The organism is Lentzea sp. NPDC004789, assembly GCF_053601075.1.
Genome location: NZ_JBSGBE010000003.1, coordinates 1 through 24463 on the forward strand (window position 1 = coordinate 1; position 24463 = coordinate 24463).

A 24463-nucleotide genomic window follows, 5' to 3' on the forward strand; every position below is an offset into this window, starting at 1 on the left:
TCTACCCGCCCGTTTGGCTCGATCCGCAGCAAAAACCGAGACGCAACCTGATCAACGCGGTCGCGTGATCGGCCTAATGTCGACCCGGCAAGCGTACTCGGATCGGCCGGGCTCTTTTCAGCCCGGCTTTTCAAGGCCGACCAGCACCTCGCAAGGGCCCCGAAGTCAAGCCCCAATCGCTATCGTCGCGAAGCGGCGATGACGCAACCGACCCCCGTCATCGGCCCGGCACGGCAGGCGCTGGAAGGTGACCAGCCGGTGTCCTGCACCACCACGACCCTGCACGTCAGCCCACGAGAGATATCCTCACTCCCGTGGCACACATCTTCACCGGACTCCTGGTCCTAGTGACAATCGCAGTCATGTGGTTCGCGGGCTACGTGGTCTACCGCCTCTACTCCGACCAGCGATGACGACCACCCCTGGCGCCGCCCCCATCCCCGGCAGCGGCGACGAGGCCATCCGCCTGGCCGAGGAACGAGCAGCGGCGACGCGTGAGCGCAACCTCCCGCAGTTCACCGACATGCCCATCGCGGGCGACACGGCGAACCTGCGCGAGGGGGCGAACCTCAACGACGCGCTGCTGTCGGTTCTTCCGCTCGTGGGTGTCTGGCGAGGCGAGGGCGAGATCGTCTACCCGACGATCGACGGGCCGTTCCGCTTCGGTCAGCAGATCACGTTCGCGCACGACGGGCGGCCGTTCCTCGTCTACGAGGCGCGCAGCTGGCTGCTCAGCGAGGCCGGCGAGGTGATTCGGCCCGCCGCGCGTGAGCAGGGGTTCTGGCGGCCGCAGCAGGACGACACCATCGAGCTGCTGCTCACCCACAACACGGGCATCGTCGAGCTGTACTACGGCAAGCCGCGGACGAACACCTCCTGGGAGTTCGAGACGGACGCGGTCATCCGCACGGCCAGCGCCAAGGAAGTGCTCGGCGCGCAGCGGCTGTACGGCATCGTCAACAGCGGTGACCTCGCCTACGTCGAGGAGCGCGCGATGGTCGGCCAGCCGATGCAGCCGCACGCGTCCGCGCACCTCAAGCGCGTCGTCGGCTGAGACACGAAACTCCGGGTCGTGGGATTGTTCAACAATCCCACGATTCCCCGTAGCATGGGCTCATGCTGCTACGGCGCTGCGGAACCGACGCGCTCCTCGTCGAGGTCGACTCACTGACCGAGGTCGCGGCCGTCCGCGCAGCCCTGCACGGCCTCGACGGAGTTGAGGAGCTCGTGCCGGCCGCCCGGACGGTGCTGGTCAAGGGCGCTCTCAACCGGGTCAGAGACGTTCTCGCCACCGTCGACCTCACGCGCGTGCCCGAGACGAGGTCCCGCGAGGTCACCATTCCGGTCACCTACGACGGGCCGGACCTCGACCTGGTCGCCGACACGGCGGACATCAGCCGAGAAGAAGTCGTCAGGCTCCACACGGACGCCACCTACGAGGTCGCGTTCTGCGGCTTCGCGCCCGGCTTCGGCTACCTGACCGGCCTCCCGCCCAGCCTGCAGCAGCCCAGGCTGGACTCGCCGCGCACCAAGGTCCCGGCGGGCAGCGTCGGCATCGCCGGCGAGTTCACCGCGGCCTACCCCAGGTCCACCCCCGGCGGCTGGCGTCTGATCGGGCGCACCGGCATCACCCTGTTCGACCCGAAGGCCGAGACCCCGGCACTTCTCCAGCCGGGCGACCGGGTCAGGTTCGTGGTGGCGTGAAGCGCACCGTCACGATCGTCCGCACCGGCCCGCAGGCCCTGGTCCAGGATCTCGGCAGGCCTGGCCACGCCCACCTCGGCGTGCCGCCGTCCGGCGCGCTCGACGCGCACTCGCTCACCCTCGCCAACCGGCTCGTCGGCAACGAGGAGGGCGCCGCGGGGCTCGAACTGCTGCTGGGCGGCGCGGAGATCACCACCGGCGTGTCGTGCACGGTCGCGGTGACCGGCCCCCAGGTGCAGGTCTGGGTCGACGACCGCCTCGCCGACTCGCACCAGCCGCTGCACCTCCCCGAGGCCTCGACGTTGCGGATCGGCACCCCGGACACCGGCCTGCGCACCTACCTCGCGATCTCCGGTGGCGTCGACGTTCCGGAGGAGCTGGGCAGCCGGTCGACCGACCTGCTGTCCGGAATCGGTCCAGACCCGTTGCGGGACAACGATGTTCTGCCACTCGGCACGCCTGGCGTCCCCGTCGGCGCCGACGTGGTGCCGCCGGTCCGAGCGCCGCAAACGTTGGTCGTCCCGATCCGGCTCGGCCCGAGAGACGACTGGTTCGAGGACGCGGAAACCCAGCTGCGCCAAGGCTCCTGGACGGTGTCCGACCGCAGCAACCGGGTCGGCGCGCGGCTCGGCGGCACGAAGCTGAATCGTCGTGACGGCGAGATTCCCAGCGAAGGGATGATCACCGGCGCCGTCCAGGTGCCGCCGGACGGGCAGCCCGTGGTCTTCCTGAACGACCACCCGACGACGGGCGGGTATCCCGTCATCGGCGTCGTCGACCGCGACCACCTGCGGTTTCTCGGCCAGGCGCGGCCGGGGACGAGCGTCAGGTTCCGCCCGATCAGCTGAGGGCCACGGCGTTGACGTAAGTGGTCCAGACCACATACCGTTACTGCCGGGCCGCCGCGGAATCTCTACCTACCTGGAGTTCCGCATGCGCCGAATCCCTGCGCTGCTGGCGGTTCTGATCGCCGTGCTCGCATTGGCGGTCCCCGCACAGGCCGCCACGGGCATCACCGCGACCTTCTCCCGCACCGGCACGAGTGGCAAGTTCGTGGTCGCCAACGCGGGCACGACCGCGCTCAACGGGTGGTCGATCAAGTTCGACCTGCCCGCCGGAGTCATGGTGAGCAACGTCCAGAACGCCACCACCACCCAGAACGGCACGAGAGTGACGCTCACTCCTGCCTTCTACATCAACAACATCCCCGCCGGACGCAACACCGAGCCGTACAGCCCGGCGTTCACGCTGAGCTCGGCGGCCGACCCCACCACCTGCACGATCAACAACATGGCGTGCGACGGCAGCGGTGACCCCGCGCCGGCGCCGAGCGGTGTCACGGCCGACTACTCGGTCGCCGGCGGCACGGCCAAGTTCATCGTCCGCAACAACACCACCGCCGCGATCTCCGACTGGTCGATCGTCTTCACGCTGCCCGCCGGCGTGACGGTCAGCAACGGCCAGAACGGCACCGTTTCCCAGTCCGGCAACACGGTCACGCTCACCCCCGCCTACTACAACAAGAGCGTCGCGGCGGGTGGCAGCACCGAGCCGTACAGCCCGACGTTCTCGATCAGCTCGAACGTCGACCCGGTCACCTGCCGGATCAACAACGCTAACTGCAACGGCGCGCCGGACACTCCGCCAAGCGCCCCAACGGGTCTGGCGTCACCGTCGAAGACCACGCGCACGGTGACGCTGCAGTGGAACGCCTCCACCGCGGGCTCGCTGCCGATCGCCGGCTACGACGTCTACAACGGCACGGCGCTCGCCGGCAGCTCCACCACGACGTCGACGATCATCACCGGCCTGAACCCGAACACCGCGTACTCGTTCACGGTGCGGGCCAAGGACACCAAGGGCACGCAGTCGGCACCTAGCGCGGCCCTGAGCGTGACGACGAACAACCCCGCGAACGACACGACGCCGCCGACCGCACCGGCGAACCTGCGCGCCACGGCGAAGGACGCGGGCAGCATCACGTTGGCGTGGAACGCTTCCACCGACAACAGCGGCGTCGCGAACTACGACGTCTACGTCGGCACGACCGTGAAGCTGACGGTCTCCGGCACCACGGCGACGGTCTCCGGACTCGCGCCGTCGACCAGCTACACCTTCACGGTCAAAGCCCGCGACACCTACGACAACGTGTCCGCGGCGAGCAACGCGCTGACCGAGAGCACGAGTGACATCGTCGGCGGGTACGCCCGTGTCGGGTACTTCGTGCAGTGGGGCATCTACGGCCGTCAGTACTTCGTGAAGGACATGGACGCCGCAAAGCTGACCCACGTCAACTACGCGTTCGGCAACATCGACCCGGTCAACCTGACGTGCCTGCAGGGCGTCACGAAGGGCACGACGTCGAACCCGCAGGACCCGAGCCAGGGTGACGGCGCGGGTGACGCGGAAGCCGACTACAGCAGGCCGATGAGCGCGGCGCAGTCGGTCGACGGCGTCGCGGACTCGGGCTGGGAACCGTTGCGCGGCAACTACAACCAGCTCCGCAAGCTCAAGGCGAAGTTCCCGAACCTCAAGGTGCTGATCTCGATCGGCGGCTGGACGTACTCGAAGTACTTCTCCGACGTCTCGGCCACCGACGCGGCGCGCAAGAAGTTCGTGTCGTCGTGCCTGGACGTCTACCTCAAGGGCAACCTGCCCACCTACAACGGCGCGGGCGGTCCCGGCAGCGCGGCCGGCATCTTCGACGGCATCGACCTCGACTGGGAGTGGCCGGGCGCGGAAGGCCACGCGGGCAACCACTTCGGGCCGCAGGACAAGGTGAACAACTCGCTGCTGATCGAGGAGTTCCGGCGTCAGATGGACGCGCTCGGCGCCACGACCGGCAAGCGCTACCAGCTCACCGCGTTCACCCCCGCCGACCCCGCCAAGATCGCGGCGGGCTGGGAGCTCGGCCGGGTCGCGCAGTCGATGGACATCTTCAACGTCCAGGGCTACGACTTCCACGGCGCGGGCAGCGACAACTCGTGGGAACCGAACCGGACCGGCCACCAGGGCAACCTGTACACCGACACCGACGACCCGTACTCGTTCCACTTCAGCGTGGAGAACGCGGTGCAGCAGTACCTCGACGCGGGCGTGCCACCGCGCAAGATCACCGTGGGGCTCGCGTTCTACGGCCGCGGCTGGCAGAACGTGACCGACGGCGGCAAGAACGGGGAGTGGCAGGCGGCGGGTGGCGCGGCACCCGGTCAGTTCGCCGAGGAGGCGGGCACCCGCGGGTACGCGAACCTCGTCGCGTCCGTGCCGAACTGCACGGTCCACCACGACGAACAGGCCGTGGCGACCTACTGCTACACCGGCAACCAGTGGTGGACCTTCGACGACGCGTGGTCGATCCAGAAGAAAACCGCGTGGCTGAGGTCGAAGAACCTGCTGGGCGCGATGATCTGGGAGATGTCGGGTGACCGCGGCCCGTTGATGACCGCGGTCGACGCCGGACTCCGCTAGTACTCGGACTCGTACAGGCCCTGCAGCTCGGCGAGCAGGGCCGACGAGTCGGGCAGCTGCTTGCCGTCCAGCGTGGTGACCCGCGTGATCTTGCGGACGCTGGACGCGAGGAACACGCCCTCGGCGTCGTAGAGCTCGCCGGTCTGGATCGGCTCCACGAGCACGGTCCAGCCGGCGCGCTCGGCGGCGCGGAACAACGCGTACTGCGTGGTGCCGGGCAGGATGCCGAGCTTCGACGGCGGCGTGACCAGCGTCTTGCCGCGCACCAGGATCACCGTGGAGGTCGGGCCTTCGAGCACCGAGCCGTCCGAGGTGGTGAAGATGACCTCGGCGGCGCCGCGGCGCTCGGCCTCCCGGATCGCGGCCATGTTGATCGCGTACGACAGCGACTTCGCGCCCAGCAGCAGCCACGGCGCGCGGTCGGCCAGGTCGGCGTCGATGCCGCGGTCCAGCGTCACCGCGGACAGGCCCTCGGCGCGCTGCGTGAGCACCTTCGCGCCGATCTCCATGCCGAGCGCGAAACCGGTGGGCGTGCCGTCACCGCCGTCGACGCCGCGGGTGTAGACGAGCTTGAGAGCGAACTCCCTGCCGCCGGCCCAGTTGCCGATGACGAGCTCGACCGCGCGCTCGAACTCCGCACGCGGAGGAGGCAGCATGTCGAGCATGGCCGCGGACCGGTCGAGCCGGTCCAGGTGGGGCGTGAGTTCACGGGGCTTCCCGTCGACCACGAGGATCGTTTCGAACACGCCGTCACCGCGCATGAGCCCGAGGTCGTCGACGCGGATCTGCGGCGAGTCGGGGTCAGCGAGGGTTCCGTCGAGCAGTGCGAGCACGCGCATGGAAAGAGCCTACTAACATCGGTGCTGTGGAGACCGCAAGAGGGCTGCGCAAAACGCTGCACGACCGCGGCATGCGGATGACACCGCAGCGCCAGCTGGTGCTGGACGCGGTCAGGTCCCTCGGGCACGCGACACCCGAGCAGATCTGCCAGCGCGTCCAGGAGACCGCGCCGACGGTCAACATCACCACGATCTACCGCACGCTCGACCTGCTCGACCGGCTCGGGCTGGTGCGGCACACCCATCTGGGGCACGGAGCGCCGAGCTACTCGGCCGACGACCACCAGCACGTGCACCTCGTGTGCCACGTCTGCGGCCGGATCGACGAGATCCCGTGTGAGCTGCTCGACCCGCTGGTCGGAACATTGCGGGAACGCGACGGGTTCGAACTGGATGCGAGCCACCTCGCGCTGTCCGGCACGTGCCGCGACTGCCTGAAGCAGGAGCAGGAGACAGAGTGACCTTCCCAGGAGCCGTCCCGCCGCCCGACGATTCCACCGACGCCGGCGTTGCCTGGCACTACGGCGACCCGTTCGCCGAGCAGCGCTCCGCCGCCCGTGCCGCGGTCGTCGTGGACCGCTCGAACCGGGGGATCATCGCGATCACGGGCGAGGACCGGCTCACGTGGCTGCACCAGCTGACGAGCCAGCACTTCGAGCAGCTGGGCGAGGGTGCCTCGACCGAGGCGCTGATCCTCGACGCGCAGGGCAGGCTGGAGCACCACATGGTCGTCGCGAACGTCGGCGGCACGGTGTTCCTGGACGTCGAGAAGGTCGACGACCTGCTGGCGTACCTGAAGAAGATGGTCTTCTGGTCGAAGGTCGAGCCGCGCGACGCCACGGCGGAGTTCGCGCTGCTGTCGATCATCGGACCGGACACGCCCTCGTTGCTGGAGAAGCTGGGCGTCCCGATGCCGTCGGACGTAGACGCGCTCGGCGAGGGTTTCGTGCGCCGTACGTCGTGGCCTGGTCAGGTCTCGGTCGACCTGCTGGTGCCGCGGGCGGAGCTGACGTCCTGGTGGCAGAGGATCACGGACGCGGGCGCGCGACCGGCCGGCAGCTTCGCGTTCGAGGCGCTGCGGGTCGAGGCGCTGCGGCCGCGCCAGGGCGTGGACACCGACGAGCGCACGATCCCGCACGAGGTCAACCTGATCGACCAGGCCGTGCACCTCAACAAGGGGTGCTACCGCGGTCAGGAGACGGTCGCCAAGGTCCACAACGTGGGACGCCCGCCGCGCCGGATGCTCCTGCTCCACCTGGATGGTTCCGCGGACGCCCAGCCGGAGACCGGTGACCCGGTCACGCTGGACGGCCGCGTGGTGGGCCGGGTGGGCAGCGTGGTGCTGCACCACGAGCTGGGCCCGATCGCGTTGGCGCTGATCAAGCGGTCCGTACCGATCGAGTCGGACCTCGTCGCCGGAGCCCCCGAACGGGAGGTTCAGGCACGAATCGACCCGGACTCGGTGCCACCGGACACCCCCGGCTTGGGCCGGGAAGCCGTTCGCAACCTGCGGGGATGAGGCCCTAGAGTCCCGGGACATGTCCCAGGGCACGCTCATCACCGTCGCTCCCACCGGAGCGGAACACGCGAAGGCCGACGTCCCGCAGCTTCCGGTCACCCTGGAAGAGCTGGTCGCGACGGCGCAGAGCTGCGAGCAGGTCGGCGCAGCCATGATCCACGTCCACATCCGCGGCGAGGACACCAAGCCGTCGCTCGACCTGGGCCGTCTCAAGGCCACCGTCGAGGCTCTGCGCTCCGAGACCAACCTGGTCGTCCAGCTGTCGAGCGGCGGGTCGGTGCACGACCCCGAGTCGGACCGGCTGCGCGTGCTGGAGGCGATGCCGGACTCGGCGTCCTGCACGATGGGCACGGTCAACTTCGGCGACGACGTGTTCCTGAACCGCTGGGAGTTCATCGTCGCGCTGCACAAGGGCATGCAGGAACGCGGCATCGTGCCGGAGTACGAGATCTTCGACATCGGCCAGCTCGCGTCGTTGAAGCGGCTGCTGGACCAGCACGGCCTGCCCGCGGGCGGTCACGTGCACGTGGACTTCGTCATGGGAGTGCCCGGCGGCATGCCCGGTGACGCCGCCACGCTGGTCGCCGCAGTCAACGCTCTGCCGGACGGGGCAACGTTCTCCGCCACCGGGATCGGTCGTACCACTCTTCCGGTGATGTTCACCGCATTGGGTGCGGGTGGGCACCTCCGCGTGGGTATGGAAGACACCATCAGCTACTCGCGTGGGGTGCCGGTGCGGGACAACGCACAGCTCGTGGCCCGTGCCGCCGGTCTCGCGAAGATCGCGCAACGACCTGCGTTGACGCCGGACGAGGCGCGGAAGGTGCTGGGCGTGCACATTTGAGACAAGTTTGGTGCATGGGATGTGTTGGCGGGTGAGGAGGATCTACCGCAGGATGGACACGTGATCGAGGTGCGTCCTGGCGGGCGCCGCCGAATCGACCGGGTGCTCGCCCCCGACTACACGGAGGGCGTCGAGCAGCGCCCGCTCGTCGAGGTGCGCGAACTCCGCGACGAGGCAGCGCAGGAAGAGACCGACCTGTCCTACCTGCGGCGGCTGCTGCACGCGCGGATCGACATCGTGCGCGCGGAGCAGGAGCGCCGCAGTTCCGGTGGCTCGGCGGTGGTCGAGCAGCTGGCCACGATCCTCTCCACGAACGCCGTGGGCCCGGCGACCGGCCTCGGCCGGTACCAGACCCACGAGCCGTCACGTGCTGATGCGCATCAACGGCACGTCGAGGCTTTGGTTTCCGACGTGGACCTCTCCGACGTGAGCAAGTTGTCCGACGATCGGCTGGCCGAGGCGTTGGAGACGTTCATCTCGGAAGAGGCCTCGGTGTCGGTGCGGCGGCGTGAGGTGCAGGTGGTCGTGGACAAGCTCAACGCCGAGATCGCCTCCCGCTACCAGCGCGGAAGTGCATCGGTGGACGAGCTGCTGGCGGCCGAGCGCGGCCACCACCGTCCCAAGAGATAAGACAGACGTTCCACTTTTTGAACGGCAGACCTAGCGTGCCCTCATGGGGTATCGCTGGGTCGTGCTGTGCATCGGAGCTTTGGCGCAGGGCGTGAACGCGGCCGTCTTCCTCGGCCTGCCGGCGATCAGCCCCCAGCTCCAACAGCACTTCTCCCTGACGTTGCCCCAGGTCGGGCTGCTCCTCGGTGCGGTCAACCTGGGCACGATGGTCGCGCTGGTCCCCTGGGGAGTCTTCGCGGACCGCCGCGGCGAACGGCTCGCCATGACCATCGGCGGTGTCGGCTCGGCCGCCTGCCTGCTGGCGGTGGCACTCGGCAACGCGTGGCTCGCGGGGGTGGCGTTGCTCGGAGCCGGGCTCTTCGGGGCGAGTGTGAACGCCGCCAGCGGCCGTGCGGTCATGTCCTGGTTCCGCGCGGGCAAGCGCGGGCTCGCGATGGGGGTGCGGCAGACGGCGACCCCACTGGGCGCGGCGCTCACCGCGGCGTTTCTGCCGGGTGTCGCGATCACCCACGGCGTGCCGGCGGCGTTCGTGGCGCTGGCCTCGGTGACCGCTTTCGTGGCGGTGGCCGTGGCACTGCTGGTCCGCGAGCCGCCCGGCGCGACCAGGGCGGGCAGCGACCGGGGCCAGATCCTCAAAGATCCGAAGCTGCTCAGGTTGTCGGTGGCCAGCGGGCTGCTCGTGGTGCCGCAGTTCACCGCGACCGCCCTGCTCGTGCCGTTGCTGAGCACCCACGGCATGACCGTCACAGCCGCCGCGGTGGTGTTCGGCGTCGCGCAGGCGCTGGGCGGCGCCGGCAGGCTGGTGGTGGGCGTGTGGTCGGACCGGGTGCGCAGCCGCGTGGGCCCGTTGAAGATCGTCGCGGTCGCCACGGCGGTGGGGTTCGCCCTGGTCGCGGTGTTCGACCAGGCACCGGTCCCCGCGCTCGTCGCTGTGCTGGTGCCGACGACCGCGCTGGCGGTGTGCTGGAACGGTCTCGCGGTCACGGAGGCCGGTGAGCTCGCGCCGGACGGCCGCAGCGCCACCGCGATCGCCATGCAGAACTCGGCCAACTACCTGAGCGCCGCCGTCACGCCGGCCGTGGCGAGCTGGGTCGCGGTGCACGTGGCGTGGCCTGCGGCGATGGTGCTGGCAGGCACCGCGGCGGTGGTGGCGAGGGTGCTGCTTCAGCCGTGGCGTTCCCTGCGGGCCAGCTCGCCCCAGAACTCGCGCAGCGTCTCGTAGCGCAACGCGACCTCCTCGGCGTCACCGGTTTCGAGCGCGTCCACGATGGCGTTGACGTCGGCCGCCGAGCTGTCCTCCAGGAGGTCCTTGTCCTCCAGCAGCTGGACCAGGCCGCCGTAGTCGAGCTCGACCGCCGAGTGCGGGTGGAAGTGCTCCAGCCAGCGCCCGGTGTCGGCGAGGACCTTGGCCGGTCCCTCGTCACCCAGCGACGACTTCACGACCTTCAGCGCCCGTGCGACGCGGCGCCGCGCGTCGGCCATGGCGACCCGCCAGGAGACCTGCCGTTTCGGGTCGTCCTGGGCGCTGGCGAGCACCACGCGGCGCTGAGCCGGGTCGACGATGGCGAACCAGGGCAGCGGCACCGTCCAGGTCGTGGAGATCACATGGACGGCTCCTCCCGCGAGCTCGGCCATCACGGCGGACGCGCGCGCTCGGACCGTTTCCGGAGAAACGTTGAGGGCCGCGTCCTGCAAGATCGGCGGAGAAGAGGCCAGGAAGCCCACCAGAGCCGCCGCGGACCGCGCCCTGAGGTCCAGCGGGCACACGAGAGGTCCGGGGCCGACACGCGCGGCCTCAGACGTCGGCACCTCGGCCGGACTGATCGTCATCACGTCGAAGTGGGAGTCGGCGGGGAGCATCTTCTTGGCCAACTGTGATCGCAACCACAGTTCCCTTTCGCGGTCCCCTGCCTCCGAACGAGGTAACGGGCCTGTTTCCAGGGCTTTTCGGACCTTGTCCGCTAGCGGTGCGTCCATTGTCGATAACGGTTCGTACACCCGAAGGTAGGCGACGAACGGTCTGGGCACCTGTGCATCCTTCCACGCGGGGGTGGCCGCGAGATTTGGCGGTACGTGTCACCCCTACCGCGTCGCGAGGAACCCCATCGGCACGGTACGGTAGTTACCAGGAACTAGTTGTCGAGACGAGTGGGGCCGCCGTTCCCCCGGCCGCCCCCGTCCCTGTGCGAGGGGGTCGAGCCATGGGGCGCGGCCGAGCGAAGGCCAAGCAGACGAAGGTCGCCAGGGAGCTCAAGTACAGCTCCCATGAGACCGACTTCGCTGCTCTGCAGCGCGAGCTGTCTGGCGAACCATCGTCGAACGGGAGTGGTGGCGAAGAACGCCACGACGACCCGTACGACGACTACGACGACTACCGTCGCTGAATTCAGCCTGAAGAGTTCAAGGGTTGGGCACCGATGATCCGGTTGCCCAACCCTTGAACTCTGAGGGCGCTCTCAGAACGCCCTGGCGTACTGCCTCGGCGCCTTGACCTCCACGCCCAGCTGCTGTGCCGCGCGCAGCGGCCAGTACGGGTCGCGGAGCAGTTCGCGCGCGAGCAGGACCAGGTCGGCGGAACCGTCGTTCAACACCTGTTCGGCCTGATTCGCCTCGGTGATCAGGCCGACCGCACCCGTGGGCACGTCTGCCTTGCGTCGCACCGCCTCGGCGAGCGGCACCTGGTAGCCGGGCCCGATCGGGATGTCCGCCTGCGCGGTGTTGCCACCGCTGGACACGTCGATCAGGTCCGCACCCGCGGCCTTGAGCGCCTGTGCCAGCACAACGCTGTCGTCGGCGGTCCAGCCGTCGTCCACCCAGTCGGTGCCGGAGATCCGGACGAACACCGGCACGTCCGGGCCGACCGCTGCCCGCACGGCGGCGGTGACCTCGACGGGGACGGCGATGCGTTCCTCGATGCTGCCCTCGTTCGTGAGCGGCGAGTAGTACTCGTGGAGCAGGTAGCCGTGGGCGGCGTGGATCTCGAGCACCTCGAAGCCGGCCTCGACCGCCCTGAGGGCACCCTCGACGAACGCCTTGACGATGCTGCCGTGCTCGGTGAGCTTCTCCGGCGTGTTCAGGCCCGGGAACGGCTCGGTCGTCGGCGCGACCGGCATCCAGTCGCCGAACGCCTTGCGCCCGCCGTGCGCGAGCTGGACGCCGGGAACGCTGCCCTGCTCCTTGATGAACGCGGTGATCCGCCGCCACGCCGCGACCTGCTCGTCGTTCCAGATGCCGACGTCCTGCGCCGAGATCCGGCCACGCGGCTCGACGGCAGTCGCCTCGGCGATCACCAGGCCGGCGCCGCCCACGGCACGGGAGCCCAGGTGGACGAGGTGCCAGTCGTTCGGCACGCCGTCGGTCGCCGAGTACTGGCACATCGGGCTCACCGCGATGCGGTTGGGCAGCGTGACCGACCGCAGGGTGAGCGGGGAGAAGAGCAGGCTCACGAGAAGCTCCCTCGAACAGTTCGTAGACCTAACTAACTGTTCAAGGGAGCTCGTGCGCGCGTTGTTCCCCGGTGCGAGGTTGTCTCAGTCACCGGGAGGTGACGCTCAGCTCAGGTAGCGCACCTGGCGGGCCTTGCCCTCCAGCACTTCCTCGCGCGCCGCCGCGATCTCCGTCCGGTGGGAGACCTCCGGCACGCCGACCTCCCACCACGCCCCGGCCTCGGTCCACGACGACGGGTGCGTGCGGATCACGACGACGGCCGGGCGCTTCTCTGCGACCGCAACCTCCCGCGCCTTGCGGTAGGCGCCTTCGAGGTCGGCCAGCGAGTCGACCGGGAAGACCGCACAGCCCATCGCGGCGGCGTGGGCGGCGAAGTCCGTGCGCGGGGGTTCGGCGTGGCTGGTCGTGCAGTCGGCGTAGAGGTTGTTGTAGCCCGCGCCGCCCTGGCCCGTCTGCAGGCGGTGGATGACCGCGTAGCCGTCGTTGTCGCAGACGACGGCAACGAAGCCGTGGCCCGCGAAGGCCGCGGAGAACAGCTCGGCGTTCAGCATCAGGTACGAGCCGTCGCCGAGCAGGGTGGTGACCACGCCGTCGGTGTGCGCGATGGCGGCACCCCAGGCTCCGGCCAGTTCGTAGCCCATGCAGGAGAAGCCGTACTCGACGTCCATGGTGGCCTCGCCGGTCGCGCGCCAGCCGCCGATCAGCTCGCCGGGCAGGCCGCCGGACGCGGTCATCACGTAGTCGGTGGGGCCGCTGACGTCGTTCACGACGCCGACCACCTGGGCGTACGTCGGCAGGCCCGCGGAAGGCTCGCGCAACGACGTGATGTGCCGGTCCCACTTCGCGCGTTCGGTCTGGGACCGGCGAGCCCAGTCGGCGGGTGCCTGCCAGGCGCCGAGGAGGTCGGTCAGCTCGCGCAGGCCCTCGTCGGCGTCGGCGACCAGGGCGAACGAGCCGTGCTTCACGGCGTCGAAGCGGGCGGCGTTCAGCGAGATCAGGTGCACGCCCGGCGCGAAGACGGTCCAGGACGCCGTGGTGAAGTCCTGCAGGCGGGTGCCGACGGCGATGACCAGGTCGGCCTCGCCCGCCAGGACGTTGGCCGAGGTCGAGCCGGTGATGCCGAGCGGGCCGGCGTGCAGCGGGTGGTCGTGCGGGACGAGCGTGCGGCCGGCCGTGGTCTCGGTGATCGGGATGTTGTGCTGCTCGGCGAACCGCAACGCCCTTCCGGCGGCACCGGAGTAGCGGACGCCGCCGCCCAGCACCAGCAACGGGCGGGACGCGCCGCGGATCGCCCGTGCGGCGTCGGCCAGGGCGTGCAGGTCGGGGCGCTGGCGTTGCAGGCGGTGCACGACCGGGGCGAACAGCGCGTCGGGGAAGTCGTAGGACTCGGCCTGGACGTCCTGCGGCAGCGCCAGGGTCACCGGGCCGCAGTCGGCCGGGTCGGTGAGGACGCGCGCGACCTGCGGCAGCGTCGACAGCAGCTGCTCGGGACGGGTGATGCGGTCGAAGTAGCGGCTGACCGCGCGGAACGCGTCGTTCACCGTCGCGGTCGGGTCGTGGAAGTGCTCGACCTGCTGCAGCACCGGGTCGGGCGCGCGGCCGGTGAACGTGTCGCCGGGCAGGAGCAGCAGCGGCAGGCGGTTCGCGTGGGCGACGCCCGCCGCGGTCACCATGTTCAGCGCGCCGGGGCCGATCGACGACGTGGCGACGCCGACCTGGCGGCGGTGGGTGGCCTTGCCGATGCCGACCGCGGCGAGCGCCATGCCCTGCTCGTTGTGGCCGCGCCAGACCGGCAGGCGGTCGCGGACCTCTTCGAGCGCGTTGCCGAGGCCGAGCACGTTGCCGTGGCCGAAGATCCCGAAGACGCCGGGGAACAGCGGCGCCTGCGTGCCGTCGAACAACTCCGTGCGCTGCGCCAGCATCCAGCGGACCAGCGCCTGTGCGGTCGTGAGCTTCACTTGACCCGCCCCTCTGCGGTCGTGACCGGGCAGCGCGGATCCAGTTCCTGCGTCGCCCAGCTGTCGCGGACCCAGGTGTGCGCCGGGTCGTCGCAGAACGCCATCGAACGTTCGTCGCCCGGTCCGGCCAGCACGTTCAGGTAGTACATCGGGTAACCCGGCGCCGCAACGCACGGACCGTGGTAGCCGCGCGGGATCAGGAACACGTCACCGTCGCGGACGGTCACGTCCTCGTCGATCGTGCCGTCGTCGGTGTACGTGCGGTGGAAGCCGAAACCCGTGCGGGACGGGGTGACCTGGTCCCGATCGGCGATCCGGAAGTAGTAGATCTCCTCGTTCTCGACCTCACAGGGTTGTGAGGAGTCGTGCTTGTGCGGCGGATACGACGACCAGTTGCCGTCCGGGGTGATCAGCTCGCACGCGTTGAGCTTGTCCGCGTGGTCCCACACGCCGGGCACGCCGAAGTTGGTGACCTGGCGGGTGGCGTTGCCGGAACCCCTGACCTCGACCGGAACGCCGTCGGCCGGACCGTACTTCGGCGTCAGCCTGCGGGTGCAACGCGCCATCGGCAGCGCGACCTCGCAACCGTCCACAGAGGACAAGGTGACCGACGCGTCCCGCGGCACGTAAGCGAAGTCGGTGACGCGGGTGAACACCGAGTCACGGCCCTGCAGCTCGTAGCGCTCGTCGTCGACCTCGACCGTCAACGATCCGGCGAGCGGCAGGACGAACGCCTCGAACTCACCGGTCTCGATCGTGCGCACCCAGCCTGCCTCGATCCGCAGCACGCGCAGTCCCGTGTAGGTCCAGCCCGCGTCCTCCGGTGCCAACGAGATGACGTCCGTCGAGGTCGAGAGAGTCCCGTGTGGACGGTGCAAAGTCATACCGTGATTCCCCTCGCGGTGCGCAGAACTTCAGCGGCGGCGGCGACCGCGGCGGCGACGTCGCCGTCCGGCGGGTAGAGCAACGCGCGACCGACGACCAGGCCGCGCACGGTCGGGTGGCGCAGCGAGCGGCCCCACGACGCGAGGTCGTCCTCCGGCCGTTCGGACGGCACGCCACCGAGCACCAGCGCGGGCAACGCGGTGGTGTCCAGCACGACGTCCGGCTCGTCCGGCGCGGGCAGCTTCAGCCAGGTGTAGGCGGAGGTCGCGCCCAGCCCGGCGGCCACGGCCGAGGCGCGCGACAGGGCCGCCGCGTCCTTCTGCAGCACCAGCTTGTCGTTGTGATCACGCTTGTACGGCAACGGTTCCACCATGGCCATCAGGCCGTGCTCGGCGAGCTCGGTGACGGCCCGCGCGCAGCCTTCCAGCGTGGGGATCGTGCCGGGGTCGGAGTCGACCAGGCGCAGCAGCATCTTGCCGCCGTCCAGCCCGAACGCGGCGATGGACGACGCGTCGTACGCGGTGAACCTGTCGTCGATCTCCCAGTCCGCACCGGCCAGGCCACCGCGGTTCATCGAACCGATGACCACGCGCTCGTCCAGGCCGTCCAGCAGCAGCAGGTCCTCGATGACGTCCGGCGTGCCGAGGACACCGTCGACCTCGGGGTTCGCCAGCGCCGTCAGCAACCTGCCGAGCAGCGACCGCCGGTCGGCCATCGCCAGCGGGTCGCCACCGACGCCGAGCGCGCCGCGTGCCGGGTGGTCCGCCGCGACCAGGAACAGCGTGGACTTGCCGTTCAGCAAGGAGTTCCGCCGCTTGCGGGCCTGGTACGCCCGCCGCACCGCGCCTGGGTCGGTCGCGCGGGTCTCCAGCAAAGAAGCCCACTGCTCGTCGGTGATCACAGCAGTTCCTCGATCTCTTCCTGATCCGGCATCGCGTCCGCACAGGCCAGCCGGGAGGCCACGATCGCGCCGGCCGCGTTGGCGTAGCGGGCGATCTTCACCGGGTCCCAGCCCGAGAGCAGGCCGTGCACCAACGACCCGCCGAACGCGTCACCGGCACCGAGGCCGCACACGACCTCGACCGGGTTCGGCGCCACGGTCCAACGACCTTCCGGCGTGGCCACGAGCACGCCCTCAGCGCCCTTCTTGACCAGCGCCAACGAGATTCCGCGGGCCAGCAGCCGGTCGGCGGCCTCGTCGGGGTCGGACGTGCCGACCGCGACCTCGCACTCCGTCCGGTTGCCCACGGCGACCGTCACGTGGTCGAGCATCCAGCTGATCTCGGCACGCGCGGTCTTGACGTCCGGCCAGAACATCGGCCGGTAGTCCAGGTCCAGCACGGTGTGTCCGTGCCGGGCGCGGCTGCCGAGCATCGCGCGCTGGGTCGAACGGGCCGGTTCGGCGGACACGCCGGTGCCCGTCACCCACAACAGCGGGACGTCGCGCACGAGCGACCACGGCACGTCGTCCTCGTTCAACGTCAGGTCCGGCGCGATCGGCAGCCGGTAGAACAGCAACGGCGGGTCCGCGGGCGGGTTGAGCTCGCAGAACACCACCGGCGTCAGCAGGTCGGGCGAGGTGCCGACGTACTCGGACGACACCCCGAAGCTCTCCAGCGCGGAACGCACGTAGGTGCCGAACCCGTCCGGGCCGACCTTGGTGAGGACACCGGCTTTCCGCCCCAGCCGAGCGGCGGCGACCGCGACGTTGGTCGCGGTGCCGCCGAGCGACTTGGCGAAGGTGCTGACCTGCGCCAGCGGCACGCCGGACTGCTCGGGGTAGAGATCGACCCCGACCCGGCCGACGGTCAGCACTTCCAGAGACGACGTCACGCCTCGACACCCCGCAGTTCGTGGGCCAGCGCTTCGAGCTCCGCGCCACCGGCCATCTGACGTGTCAGCTCCTCCAGGCCGATCTCCGACTTCTCGTACGACCCCAGCGCGCGGCCGCGCTTGAGCAGCAGGAACCGGTTGCCGACCGGGTAGGCGTGGTGCGGGTTGTGCGTGATCAGCACGACGCCGAGGCCGCGATCACGCGCCTGGGCCACGTACTTCAGCACGACACCGGCCTGCTTCACGCCGAGCGCCGCGGTCGGTTCGTCCAGGATCAGCACCTTGGCGCCGAAGTGCACGGCACGGGCGATCGCGACGCACTGCCGTTCACCACCGGACAGCGTGCCGACCGGCTGTTCCACGTCCCGCAGGTCGATGCCCATGTCGGACAACGCCTTCTTGGTGACCTCCCGGCCCTTCTTGCGGTCCAGGAAGCCGAACTTCGTGGTGGGCTCCGAACCCAGGAAGAAGTTGCGCCACACCGACATCAGCGGCACGACCGCGAGGTCCTGGTACACGGTCGCGATGCCGTGGTCCAGGGCCTCGCGCGGCGACGAGAACCTGATCTCCTCGCCCTCGACCTTGAACGACCCCTGGTCGTGCTGGTGGACTCCGGCGAGGATCTTGATCAGGGTCGACTTGCCGGCGCCGTTGTCACCGAGCACGCAGGTGACCTCACCCGCGTTGACCACAGTGGACACCTCGCTCAACGCGATGACGCTGCCGTAGGTCTTGCCGATGTTCTCGACTTCGATCAGGGACGTCATCGCTTCACCCTTTCCGCCCGGCGCCGCAGCATGTTGTTCACCAGCACGGCGGCCAGCAGCATCACGCCGAGGAACAGCTGGAACCAGTCGCTGTTCCAGCCGGCGTAGACGATGCCCTGCCGGGCCATGCCGAAGATCAGCGCGCCGATCGCCGCGCCCACCGCGGAACCGAAGCCACCGGTCAGCAGGCAGCCGCCGATCACCGCCGCGATGATGTACTGGAACTCCAGGCCGATGCCCTGGTTCGCCTGCACGCTCGCGTACCGCAGGATGTTGATCGACCCGACCAGCCAGGCGGCGAACGCGGTCGTCATGAACAGCAGGATCTTCGACCGCACGACCGGCACACCGACCGCGCGCGAGCTCTGCGCGGCACCACCGATCGCGAAGATCCAGTTGCCGAACTTGGTGCGCACCAGCACGGTCGAGGCGATGACCGTGAACAGCACCCACCAGATGATCGACACGTAGAAGCTCTGGCCGCCGATCTGGAACGTCGACGCGAACAGGTAACCGGCCGACTCGTAGCCGCTGGTCGCCCGCATGCCCGACACCTGCACGCTGCCGGTCATCAGGCGCGTCACGCCGAGGTTGAGGCCCTGCAACGCGAGGAAGCTGCCCAGCGTCACGATGAAGCTCGGCAGGCCCGTGCGCATCACGAGCCAGCCGTTCAACGCGCCCACCGCCAGCGCGAAGGCGAGCGAGACCAGCAACGACAGCCAGACGTTCAGGCCCAGCCGGGTGGAGAGGATGGCCGTGACGAGCGCCGTGGACGCGGTCATGACACCGGCGGACAGGTCGAACTCGCCGCCGATCATGAGCAACGCCACGGCCACCGCCATGATGCCGAGCATCGAGGCGTCGTCCAGCCACGTGGCCGCACCGCCCAGGCTCAGGAACTGCTCGGTGACCACGGAGAAGAACAGGAACACGAGCAGTGCGCCGAGCAGGGCGCCGATCTCCGGACGCACGACCAGCTGGTCGAGCAACCTCGGCTTGCCCAGCCGTTCGTCGGCAGCCGGTGGCGCTTGAGCCGTCACGGTCATCTCTCCCTGTCCTCCCTAGCGCTTGCCGGCCTTGGCGTACTCCGCGACCTTGTCCACGTTGGACTTGTCGACGAAGCCGGGGCCGGTCAGGACGGGCTTGCCACCGCCGAGGGTGTTCGCGTTGTCGTGGAAGAGCTTCAGCATCACGATCGGTAGGTAGCCCTGCTCGTACTGCTGCTGGTCGACGGCGAACAGCACGTCACCGGACTTGATCGCGGTGACCACGTCGGCGTTCAGGTCGAACGTCGCGACCTGCGCCTTCGAGCCCGCGCCCTTGATCGCCGACGCCGCGTTCACGGCCACCTGCGGGTTCAGCGCGAGCACGCCGTCGAACGACGTGTCGGACTGCAGCTTGGCCTTGATCCGGGACTCGATGTCGGTCGGGTTGGAGATGTCGACCTGCAGGTTCTCCACCGTGCCGCCGAAACCGGTGCGGGCACCGTCGCAGCGCTGGTTGAGGCCGGTGTTGCCGGCCTCGTGGATCACGCACAGCAGCTTGGTCCTGCCGGCGGCCTTGAGCTTCTTGCCGGCCTCCTCACCCGCGATCGACTCCTCCTGGCCGACGTGCGCCATGGCGCCGAACTCCGCGCTCTTCGCGCTGCCGGAGTTGATCGTGATGACCGGGATGCCGGCCTTCACCGCGTTCTGGATGGAGGTCTTCAACGCGTCCGGGTTCGCCATCGACACCACGATGCCGCCGACCTTCTGCGACACGGCGTTGTCGATCAGCTTGGCCTGGGCGCCGGGGTCGCCGTCGGAGTTGTAGGTGACGCCGACGCCGAGCTGCTTGCCCGCGTCCTCCGCACCGACCTTCACGACGCTCCAGAACGCGTCGCCCGCGGTGCCGTGCGTGATGACGGCGACCTTGAGGTCTCCGGTCGCCGGCGCGCTGTTGTTCTGCGTGTTTTGGGTGTTCGTTCCCGTGGGACCGCTACAGGCGGCGAGTAGAGCAACACCCGCGAGCGCCACGCCCGCACGGATGACCAAGCGAGACTTCATCGTCTCCAGTCCCTTCAGAGGATCTTGCTGAGGTGCGCGAGGCTGCGCGCGGTGTCCTTCAGTGGCTTGTCCACTGGGCTTCCGTCCTTGAGCCGGGTGTCCTGCTCAAGCACGAACCAACCGGCGTAGCCCGCCTCTTGAACGAGCTTCACCAGCGCTTCCACGTCCACGTCGCCGTCCCCGAGCGGCACGTAGATGCCCTGTTCCACGGCATCGGTGTAACTGAGTTCGCCGCTGCGCACCTGCGCCGCGATCTCGTCGCGCACGTCCTTGAGGTGCACGTGACCGATCCGGTCCGGGTAGCGGCGCGCCAGCTCGACCGGGTCCGTGCCACCGATGAGCAGGTGGCCGGTGTCCAGGCAGAGCTGGAGATCGGAGTCCGCGAGGAACCGGTCGACCTCCGCCTCCCGCTCGACGTGGGTGCCCACGTGCGGGTGCAGCACGGTGCCGAGACCGTGCTTCGCGGCGATCTCCCGGATCTTCGCGCAGGTGTCGACGAGGGTGTTCCACTCGTCGTCGGTGAGCTGCGGCCGTTCGTCATAGCCGTCGAGGCCCGTGGCCGCGGCCAGGACGAGGACCTCGGCCCCGCCCGCCTTGAGGATCGCGGCCACGCGGTCGGCCTCGTCCAGAGTGGACTGGACGTCCGTGTGCAGCGTGACCGCGAGGAAGCCGCCGACGAGGGTGAGCTCGTGGCCGCTCAGGAGGGTCTTCAACGCTTCGGGGTCGGCCGGCAGGTAGTCCGGCGGGCCGAGTTCGGTGGCGGTGAGGCCGAGCGAGTGCATTTCGGACAGGACCGTGTCCGCGGGCAGGACGTTGCCCCAGCCCGGAACCTCGCACACGCCCCAGGAGATGGGTGCCCCAGCGATCTTGGCCATCAGTTCCCCTCGATCTTCACTGGTGCGCCGGTGCGGCGCGACTGCTCACACGCAACAGCCAGGCGAAGGCTGATCAGACTCTCCCGCGCCGGTGACGGGTTCGCGACTTCGCCCTTGATGACCTGCGTGAACAGGTTCATCTCGTTGACGTAGGCGCGGTGGAAGCGCTCGGGGAAGCCGGGGTAGGCGTCCGGTCCGGCCACGTGACCGCCAGGCTCCAGCGAGTTCAGCGGGGTGCGCGGGTCGACGCCCGCGACCAGCGAGTCCTTGCTGCCCAGCACCTCGATGCGGTGGTCGTAGCCGACCGGGTCGTGCCGGCCGCCCGCCAGCGTGGCGTGCGCGCCGCCCGCGAACTTCAGCATCACCACGGCGTTGTCCACGTCGTCGGCGTCCGCGAACGCCTGATGCACCAGCACCGAACCACTCGCGTAGACCTCGACGACCGGCTCGCCGACCAGCCACGGCACGCAGTCCAGGTCGTGGATCAGCAGGTCGCGGAAGATGCCCCCGGACGCGGGCAGGTAGGAGAAGTCCGGCGGGTTCGCGTCGTTGCCGACGGCCCTGACCAGGTAGATGTCGCCGACCTCGCCCGCGCGGATGCGGCGGTTCAGCTCGTAGATGGCCGGGTCGAAGCGGCGCTGGAAGCCCACGAGGACCTCCACACCGGATTTCTCGACGTCCTCGACCAGCGCGGTCATCTCGGCGAGGTCGCTCGCGATCGGCTTCTCGCACAGCGTGGGGACGCCCCTGGCGATCGCCGCGCGGAGCATCTCCGGGTGGGTGTTGGTCGGGGTGGCGAGCAGGACGCCGTCGACGTTGCCGAGCAACGTGTCGAGGTCGTCGACCGCCTTGGTTCCGCTCAGCTCGGCCGACGCCTGCGCGGCACGACCGGGCACCGGGTCGAAGAGAAGCACCTCGTCGACTCGATCCAGTGCGGCGAGGTTGGTCGCGTGCATGGTGCCGATCCTGCCGACACCCGCTACTCCGATCCGCATCGCAGGTTTCCCCTGTTCTCGGCCGTAATGTGTTAGAGCGCTCTATTGGTTGGAGCGCTCTAATGCTGTAGCTTCCGTCACACGGGTGTCAAGGGTGTGTTTCCCGCCCGTGACGTGAGGGGGAGGTGGTCATCGGTGGTCAGACCGACGATGGAGGACGTGGCTCTGCGTGCGGGCGTGTCCCGCGCACTGGTGTCACTCGTGATGCGCAACTCACCCAAGGTGAGCGAGGCGCGACGCGCTGCTGTGCTGAAGGCGGCCGAAGAACTGGGGTACTCGCCGCACGCGATGGCGCGGTCGCTGGCCTCGCGCACGTCGACCGTGCTCGGCGTGATGGTGTCCGACCTGCACAACGCGTTCTTCGCCGAGGTCGTGGACGGCATCGACGAGGTCGCGCGCGAGCAGGGGTTCGACGTCATCATCAACACCGGTGGTCGCTCGCCCGCCCGTGAGCGCCGCGCGTTGGAGTCGCTGCAGTCCTTCCGCCCCGCCGGGCTGATCCTGCTCTCGCCCGTGGTGCCCGCGACGGCGATTTCCAAGGCGGCCGAACAACTTCCGATCGTGCTCGTGGCCCGGTCGTCGCGTGTGTCCACTGTGGATACGGTGAACGACGACGGCGAGCAGGGTGCCCGGCTCGCGATCGACCACCTGGTGTCGTTGGGGCACACGAGGATTGCCCATCTGGACGGCGGTGAGGGCACCCAGGCCGGGCCTCGCCGGCGGGGCTACGTCGCCGCGATGGAGGCGCACGGGCTCACGCCGCAGATCGTTTCCTCGGAGTACACCGACGTCGCCGGCGCTCGGGCCGTTCGCTCGTTGATCGCGGAAGGCACGTTGCCCACAGCCGTCCTGTCCTGCAACGACTTCAACGCCGTCGGTGCGATCTCCGCTCTTGAGGACGCCGGGCTGCGCGTGCCTGCCGACGTCTCCGTGGTGGGGTACGACAACACGTCGTTGGCGGCCCTCCGCCACGTTTCGCTGACCACGATCGACCAGCCCCGTGCCGAGTTCGGCCGGTTGGCGGCGCTCGCGCTGCTGCAGCGAGTTCGTGACGGGCGCACCGAACCCGTGCGCCATCTCCTCAACCCCTCTCTCGTAGTCCGCAACACGACAGCTCCCCCAGGAGGACCGCGTTGAGCACCATCCCCCACTGGATCGACGGCGCCCGCACCACGGGGGTGTCGTCCCGCACGTCGGACGTCTTCAACCCCGCGACCGGGCAGGTGGCGGCTCAGGTCGTGCTGGCCGAGCAGGCCGACGTCGACCTCGCGGTCTCCTCCTCGCTGAAGGCGGCGCAGTCCTGGTCGGAGTCGTCGCTGTCCACGCGGTCGCGGATCCTGTTCGCCTACCGCCACCTGCTGCACGAGGCACGGCACGAGCTCGCCGAGATCATCACGTCCGAGCACGGCAAGGTCCTCTCCGACGCCGCCGGTGAGGTGCAGCGCGGCCTGGAGGTCGTGGAGTTCGCGTGCGGCATCCCGCAGCTGCTCAAAGGTGAGCACTCCGAGCAGGTCTCGCGTGGTGTCGACGCGTACTCGCTGCGGCAGCCGCTGGGTGTCGTCGCGGGCATCACGCCGTTCAACTTCCCCGTGATGGTGCCGATGTGGATGTTCCCCATCGCCATCGCGACCGGGAACACCTTCGTGCTCAAGCCTTCCGAGCGCGACCCGTCCGCGTCCGTGCGGCTGGCCGAGCTGTTCCAGGAGGCCGGGCTGCCCGACGGCGTGCTGAACGTGCTGCAGGGTGACGCCTTCGCGGTCAACGCCCTGCTCGACCACCCGGACGTGGCCGCGGCGTCGTTCGTCGGCTCGACCCCGATCGCGCGGCACGTCTACTCGCGCGGTACCGCGGCCGGCAAGCGCGTGCAGGCGCTGGGTGGCGCGAAGAACCACATGGTCGTGCTGCCGGACGCCGACCTCGACGTGGCCGCCGACGCCGCGGTCTCCGCCGGTTACGGCTCCGCGGGTGAGCGCTGCATGGCGATCTCGGTGGTCGTGGCCGTCGGCGAGACCGGTGACGCGCTCGTCGAGAAGATCGCCTCCCGGACCCGCGACCTGCACCCGGCCGTGCTGCCCGGTACCGACCCCGACGCCCAGATGGGTCCGCTCGTGACGGGCGTGCACCGCGACAAGGTCCGGTCCTACGTGGACGCGGGCGAGGCGGCCGGTGCCACGCTGGTCGTCGACGGTCGTGGTTACGCGCCGGAGGGTCACGCCGACGGCTTCTGGCTCGCGCCGACGCTCTTCGACCACGTCACGCGCGACATGACGATCTACACCGACGAGATCTTCGGCCCGGTGCTCTCGGTCGTCCGCGCCGACACGTTCGAGGACGCCGTGGAACTGGTGAACGCCAACCCGTACGGCAACGGCACGGCCATCTACACCGGTGACGGCCTGGCCGCGCGCGAGTACCAGCGGCGCGTGCACGTCGGCATGGTCGGCATCAACGTGCCGATCCCCGTGCCGATGGCCTACTACTCGTTCGGCGGCTGGAAGGACTCGCTGTTCGGCGACACCCACGTCCACGGCGCCGAGGGCGTGAAGTTCTACACCCGTGCCAAGGCCATCACGGCCCGCTGGCCGCAGCAGCACGGCGTCAACCTGGGCTTCCCCACCCACGGCTAACCCCCGCTTCAAGACGGCACGCGGGGC

24 protein-coding genes are annotated in these 24463 nt (G+C 69.6%); 12 read left to right on the forward strand and 12 right to left on the reverse strand.

What is annotated here, in order from left to right:
* The first annotated feature begins 409 nt into the window (after positions 1-409).
* The 4 genes from ACWEIJ_RS07545 to ACWEIJ_RS07560 all read left to right on the forward strand — a co-directional run bounded on the left by ACWEIJ_RS07545 (position 410) and on the right by ACWEIJ_RS07560 (position 5172).
* On the forward strand, positions 410-1054 hold the full coding sequence (locus ACWEIJ_RS07545; RefSeq protein ID WP_449836362.1) for an FABP family protein: 645 nt from the start codon (positions 410-412) through the stop codon (positions 1052-1054).
* A 62-nt stretch (positions 1055-1116) separates the two neighbouring features.
* Positions 1117-1704: a 5-oxoprolinase subunit PxpB gene (gene pxpB, locus ACWEIJ_RS07550; protein WP_449836363.1), complete on the forward strand. Its 588-nt coding sequence runs from the start codon at positions 1117-1119 to the stop codon at positions 1702-1704.
* On the forward strand, positions 1701-2552 hold the full coding sequence (locus ACWEIJ_RS07555; protein ID WP_449836364.1) for a 5-oxoprolinase subunit C family protein: 852 nt from the start codon (positions 1701-1703) through the stop codon (positions 2550-2552). The genes pxpB and ACWEIJ_RS07555 overlap by 4 nt, the downstream gene beginning before the upstream one ends.
* Positions 2553-2637: 85 nt before the next feature.
* The gene (locus ACWEIJ_RS07560) at positions 2638-5172 is read left to right on the forward strand and encodes a glycosyl hydrolase family 18 protein (RefSeq protein WP_449836365.1); all 2535 of its coding nucleotides are present in this window, start codon (positions 2638-2640) and stop codon (positions 5170-5172) included.
* On the opposite strand, the gene ACWEIJ_RS07565 is transcribed toward ACWEIJ_RS07560, so the two are convergent.
* On the reverse strand, positions 5169-6011 hold the full coding sequence (locus tag ACWEIJ_RS07565) for an aminodeoxychorismate lyase (RefSeq protein WP_449836366.1): 843 nt from the start codon (positions 6009-6011) through the stop codon (positions 5169-5171). The two genes, ACWEIJ_RS07560 and ACWEIJ_RS07565, sit on opposite strands and share 4 nt — an antisense overlap.
* Positions 6012-6082: 71 nt before the next feature.
* On the opposite strand from ACWEIJ_RS07565, the gene ACWEIJ_RS07570 reads away from it, so the two are divergent.
* The 5 genes from ACWEIJ_RS07570 to ACWEIJ_RS07590 are packed head-to-tail and all read left to right on the forward strand — an operon-like array spanning position 6083 to position 10226.
* Positions 6083-6472 (forward strand): Fur family transcriptional regulator, encoded by a 390-nt coding sequence (locus ACWEIJ_RS07570; protein ID WP_449836849.1) that lies wholly within the window; start codon positions 6083-6085, stop codon positions 6470-6472.
* Positions 6469-7530 (forward strand): CAF17-like 4Fe-4S cluster assembly/insertion protein YgfZ, encoded by a 1062-nt coding sequence (gene ygfZ, locus ACWEIJ_RS07575; RefSeq protein ID WP_449836367.1) that lies wholly within the window; start codon positions 6469-6471, stop codon positions 7528-7530. Before ACWEIJ_RS07570 ends, ygfZ begins: the two co-directional genes overlap by 4 nt.
* Positions 7531-7549: 19 nt before the next feature.
* A complete protein-coding gene (locus ACWEIJ_RS07580) occupies positions 7550-8374 on the forward strand; it encodes a 3-keto-5-aminohexanoate cleavage protein (protein WP_449836368.1) in 825 nt (274 codons plus the stop codon).
* A gap of 60 nt (positions 8375-8434) precedes the next feature.
* The gene (locus ACWEIJ_RS07585) at positions 8435-9004 is read left to right on the forward strand and encodes an RsiG family protein (RefSeq protein WP_112262787.1); all 570 of its coding nucleotides are present in this window, start codon (positions 8435-8437) and stop codon (positions 9002-9004) included.
* 43 nt (positions 9005-9047) lie between these two features.
* Complete coding sequence (locus tag ACWEIJ_RS07590) at positions 9048-10226, forward strand: MFS transporter (RefSeq protein ID WP_449836369.1); 1179 nt, start codon at positions 9048-9050, stop codon at positions 10224-10226.
* Here the strand turns inward: ACWEIJ_RS07590 and ACWEIJ_RS07595 are convergent.
* Positions 10169-11032, reverse strand: a complete 864-nt coding sequence (locus ACWEIJ_RS07595; protein ID WP_449836370.1) for a hypothetical protein — start codon at positions 11030-11032, stop codon at positions 10169-10171. The two genes, ACWEIJ_RS07590 and ACWEIJ_RS07595, sit on opposite strands and share 58 nt — an antisense overlap.
* A gap of 173 nt (positions 11033-11205) precedes the next feature.
* Between ACWEIJ_RS07595 and ACWEIJ_RS07600 the strand changes: the two genes are divergently transcribed.
* Positions 11206-11388, forward strand: a complete 183-nt coding sequence (locus tag ACWEIJ_RS07600; protein WP_355437970.1) for a DUF3073 domain-containing protein — start codon at positions 11206-11208, stop codon at positions 11386-11388.
* A gap of 72 nt (positions 11389-11460) precedes the next feature.
* On the opposite strand, the gene ACWEIJ_RS07605 is transcribed toward ACWEIJ_RS07600, so the two are convergent.
* The 10 genes from ACWEIJ_RS07605 to ACWEIJ_RS07650 all read right to left on the reverse strand — a co-directional run bounded on the left by ACWEIJ_RS07605 (position 11461) and on the right by ACWEIJ_RS07650 (position 21809).
* Positions 11461-12450, reverse strand: coding sequence for an NADH:flavin oxidoreductase/NADH oxidase (locus ACWEIJ_RS07605; RefSeq protein WP_449836371.1), 990 nt, complete (start codon positions 12448-12450; stop codon positions 11461-11463).
* A 105-nt stretch (positions 12451-12555) separates the two neighbouring features.
* Positions 12556-14409, reverse strand: a complete 1854-nt coding sequence (iolD, locus tag ACWEIJ_RS07610; protein ID WP_449836372.1) for a 3D-(3,5/4)-trihydroxycyclohexane-1,2-dione acylhydrolase (decyclizing) — start codon at positions 14407-14409, stop codon at positions 12556-12558.
* Positions 14406-15293: a 5-deoxy-glucuronate isomerase gene (gene iolB, locus ACWEIJ_RS07615; RefSeq protein ID WP_449836373.1), complete on the reverse strand. Its 888-nt coding sequence runs from the start codon at positions 15291-15293 to the stop codon at positions 14406-14408. The genes iolD and iolB overlap by 4 nt, the downstream gene beginning before the upstream one ends.
* Positions 15290-16195, reverse strand: coding sequence for a Cgl0159 family (beta/alpha)8-fold protein (locus ACWEIJ_RS07620; RefSeq protein ID WP_449836374.1), 906 nt, complete (start codon positions 16193-16195; stop codon positions 15290-15292). Before ACWEIJ_RS07620 ends, iolB begins: the two co-directional genes overlap by 4 nt.
* A complete protein-coding gene (gene iolC / locus ACWEIJ_RS07625; RefSeq protein ID WP_449836375.1) occupies positions 16192-17127 on the reverse strand; it encodes a 5-dehydro-2-deoxygluconokinase in 936 nt (311 codons plus the stop codon). Before iolC ends, ACWEIJ_RS07620 begins: the two co-directional genes overlap by 4 nt.
* Positions 17124-17894, reverse strand: a complete 771-nt coding sequence (locus ACWEIJ_RS07630) for an ATP-binding cassette domain-containing protein (RefSeq protein WP_449836376.1) — start codon at positions 17892-17894, stop codon at positions 17124-17126. Before ACWEIJ_RS07630 ends, iolC begins: the two co-directional genes overlap by 4 nt.
* Positions 17891-18940: an ABC transporter permease gene (locus ACWEIJ_RS07635; RefSeq protein ID WP_449836377.1), complete on the reverse strand. Its 1050-nt coding sequence runs from the start codon at positions 18938-18940 to the stop codon at positions 17891-17893. The genes ACWEIJ_RS07630 and ACWEIJ_RS07635 overlap by 4 nt, the downstream gene beginning before the upstream one ends.
* Positions 18941-18955: 15 nt before the next feature.
* Positions 18956-19939, reverse strand: a complete 984-nt coding sequence (locus ACWEIJ_RS07640; RefSeq protein ID WP_449836378.1) for a sugar ABC transporter substrate-binding protein — start codon at positions 19937-19939, stop codon at positions 18956-18958.
* A 14-nt stretch (positions 19940-19953) separates the two neighbouring features.
* Positions 19954-20814: a TIM barrel protein gene (locus tag ACWEIJ_RS07645; RefSeq protein ID WP_449836379.1), complete on the reverse strand. Its 861-nt coding sequence runs from the start codon at positions 20812-20814 to the stop codon at positions 19954-19956.
* Positions 20814-21809, reverse strand: coding sequence for a Gfo/Idh/MocA family protein (locus ACWEIJ_RS07650; protein WP_449836380.1), 996 nt, complete (start codon positions 21807-21809; stop codon positions 20814-20816). Before ACWEIJ_RS07650 ends, ACWEIJ_RS07645 begins: the two co-directional genes overlap by 1 nt.
* 135 nt (positions 21810-21944) lie before the next feature.
* Between ACWEIJ_RS07650 and ACWEIJ_RS07655 the strand changes: the two genes are divergently transcribed.
* The gene (locus ACWEIJ_RS07655; RefSeq protein WP_449836381.1) at positions 21945-22946 is read left to right on the forward strand and encodes a LacI family DNA-binding transcriptional regulator; all 1002 of its coding nucleotides are present in this window, start codon (positions 21945-21947) and stop codon (positions 22944-22946) included.
* On the forward strand, positions 22943-24436 hold the full coding sequence (locus tag ACWEIJ_RS07660) for a CoA-acylating methylmalonate-semialdehyde dehydrogenase (protein ID WP_449836382.1): 1494 nt from the start codon (positions 22943-22945) through the stop codon (positions 24434-24436). Before ACWEIJ_RS07655 ends, ACWEIJ_RS07660 begins: the two co-directional genes overlap by 4 nt.
* The last annotated feature ends 27 nt before the right edge of the window (positions 24437-24463 follow it).